This is a genomic window from Microbispora amethystogenes (assembly GCF_016863015.1).
In the GTDB taxonomy this organism is placed as follows: Bacteria; Actinomycetota; Actinomycetes; order Streptosporangiales; family Streptosporangiaceae; genus Microbispora; species Microbispora amethystogenes.
In genome coordinates this window covers 1-2,437 of sequence record NZ_BOOB01000104.1, presented here as the reverse complement: position 1 = coordinate 2,437, position 2,437 = coordinate 1, and the positions used below count along the sequence as shown (strand labels likewise).

Below are 2,437 nucleotides of genomic sequence, written 5' to 3'. Positions count from 1 at the left end.
ACGCCGGGAACGCCAAGATCCTGGTCGGCGGCGGCCGTACGACGGGCAACGTCGCGGTCAACCTGCAGCGCCTCGACACCACCAGCGGCATCGTGCAGAACAACCAGGTGCGGGTCGTCGTGGAGCGCATCCCCTACAGCGGCGGCGGCGCCGTCAGCGGCCCGGTCACCGTGCAGAACACGGTGGTGAACGTGTCGAACAACAACGCCACCGTGAACGTCCCGCACACGAGCGTCGACGACACCTACACCGTCACGCTCCTGCCCCCCGACACCTCGGGTCCGTCGCCGTCGGCTTCTCCGAGTTCTCCGGGCGGCGGGGCGACGGCGGTGCGCAACGTCAACGCGGGCCGCTGCCTGGACGTTCCGGGCGCGAGCACCGCCAACGGCTCCCAGCTCAACCTCTGGGACTGTAACGGCCAGTCCAACCAGCAGTGGACGTACACCTCGTCGAAGCAGTTGCAGGTGTACGGCAACAAGTGCCTGGACGCCGAGGCCGGCGGCACCGCGAACGGCACCCGGGCGATCATCTGGGACTGCAACGGCCAGGGCAACCAGCAGTGGAACGTCAACTCCGACGGCACCATCACCGGCGTGCAGTCGGGCAAGTGCCTGGAGGCGAGCAACTTCGGCACCGCGAACGGCACGAAGGTGCAGCTGTGGTCCTGCACCGGCACGACCAGCCAGAAGTGGACCCGGAGCTGACCCCTCCCCAGCGAGACGGCCCGGCGGCGAGACGTCCTCGCCGCCGGGCCGCCGCGTCATCGGCGTCAGCGGGTCACTTGGTGACGGTGATGGTGTCGAGGTCGTACAGGTAGCCGGTGCCGTTGCCGGTGAAGACGAGGTACAGCGGTCCGGACGCCGAGCCGTTCAGCGTGGTCGAGACCGTCGCGAAGGTGTCCCAGCTTCCGGTGGACGAGACCGCGACCTGGCCGAGCAGCGTCCCGTTCTGCGACCCGGACCGGATCTGGATCGTCCCGCCGGAGCCACCGGAGGACACCCGCGCCGAGAACGTCTTCGCGCCCTGGGTGTTCACCTGCGAGTACGCCGCCCAGTCGCCGTTGTTGATGTAGCCGGCGGTCTTTCCGCCGCTCGCGGTGGTGTGGTTCGCCTGCTGCAGGCCCGACTGCGCGGTGTACGCCTCACCCTCGACCGTCTGGCTGGTGGGAGTGGGGCTGGCGCTCGGGCTGGGACTCGGGCTCGGGCTGGCGCTCGGACTCGGGCTCGGGCTCGGGCTGGGACTCGGGCTCGGGCTCGGGCTCGGGCTCGGGCTGGAGCCGGACTTGGTGAGGGAGAACGAGTCCACGTTGAACAGATAGCCGGACCCTCCGGTGAAGACCAGGAAGAGCGGGCCCGACCCCGACCCGTTGAGGGTCGTGGACACGGTCGTGAAGGTGTCCCAGTTGCCGGTCACCGGCACGGATACCTGGCCGAGCAAGGTGCCGGTCTGCGAGCCTGAGCGGATCTGGATGGTGCCGCCCGAGCCGGCGGAGGACACCCGCGCGGTGAACCCGGTCGCGCCCACCGTGCTGACCGAGGAGTAACCCGCCCAGTCGTTGTTCTCGATGAAGCCGACGGCCTTGCCGCCGCCGGCCGTGCTCTGGGTGGTCTGCTGGACGCCCGACTGCGAGGTGTAGGACTCGGCCTCGACCGTCGAGCCGTTGCCGTTGCCGGGCGGGGCGCAGTTGGCCTGCACCATCCCGGCGGCGTACCTGATGCCGCCCAGCAGCACCGTGCGGATGCCCTGCTCGGAGTAGGACTGGATCGAGTGACCCATGCCCGTGTAGAACGACCGGCCGGACGCCTGCGGGTGGCACCAGGTGATCGGGTGGTCGCCCATGTTCCCGCCGCTGTAGCTGCTCTCGTCCAGGGTCTGCAGCACGTGGGTCGTGGAGCGCGGGTTGGTGCGGTAGTTGTACCACTCGTCGGTCCGTGACCACGTCGCCGAGAGGCCGGAGGTCGCCGGGTGCGTGGTGTCCTCGGTCCTGACGGTCGCCTGCTGGATCGCCGGGTGGTTGTTGAACCAGGCGCCCACGAGCTGCCCGTAGTAGGGCCAGTCGTACTCGGTGTCGGCCGCGGAGTGGACGCCGACGTATCCGCCGCCCCCGTCGACGTACGACTGGAAGGCGGTCTGCTGGGTGGCGTTCAGCACGTCGCCGGTGGTGCTGAGGAAGACCACGGCCTTGTACTGCGCGAGGTTGCCCGTCGTGAACGCGTTCGCGTCCTCCGTGGCGTCCACGGTGAAGTTGTTCGCGGCGCCCAGGTCACGGATGGCCTGGATGCCGGTGGGGATCGAGTCGTGCCGGAACGCGGCCGTCTTGGAGAAGACGAGCACCTTGTAGGCCGGGTCGGCGGCCTGGACGGCGGTCGGCAGCGACACGCTCGCGACCAGCGCGGCGGCCGCCGCCGACACGCTCAGTAAGACCTTCGCGGCTTTC

2 protein-coding genes are annotated in these 2,437 nt (G+C 69.7%); one reads left to right on the top strand and one right to left on the bottom strand.

The window, feature by feature from the left end; all coding sequences use genetic code 11:
• A partial coding sequence (locus tag Mam01_RS35850) for an RICIN domain-containing protein (protein WP_204289664.1) occupies positions 1–704 on the top strand: 704 nt, incomplete at its 5' end.
• Positions 705–777: 73 nt separating this feature from the next.
• On the opposite strand, the gene Mam01_RS35845 is transcribed toward Mam01_RS35850, so the two are convergent.
• The coding region (locus Mam01_RS35845) for a ThuA domain-containing protein (RefSeq protein WP_204289663.1) at positions 778–2,437 on the bottom strand (1,660 nt) is incomplete at its 5' end.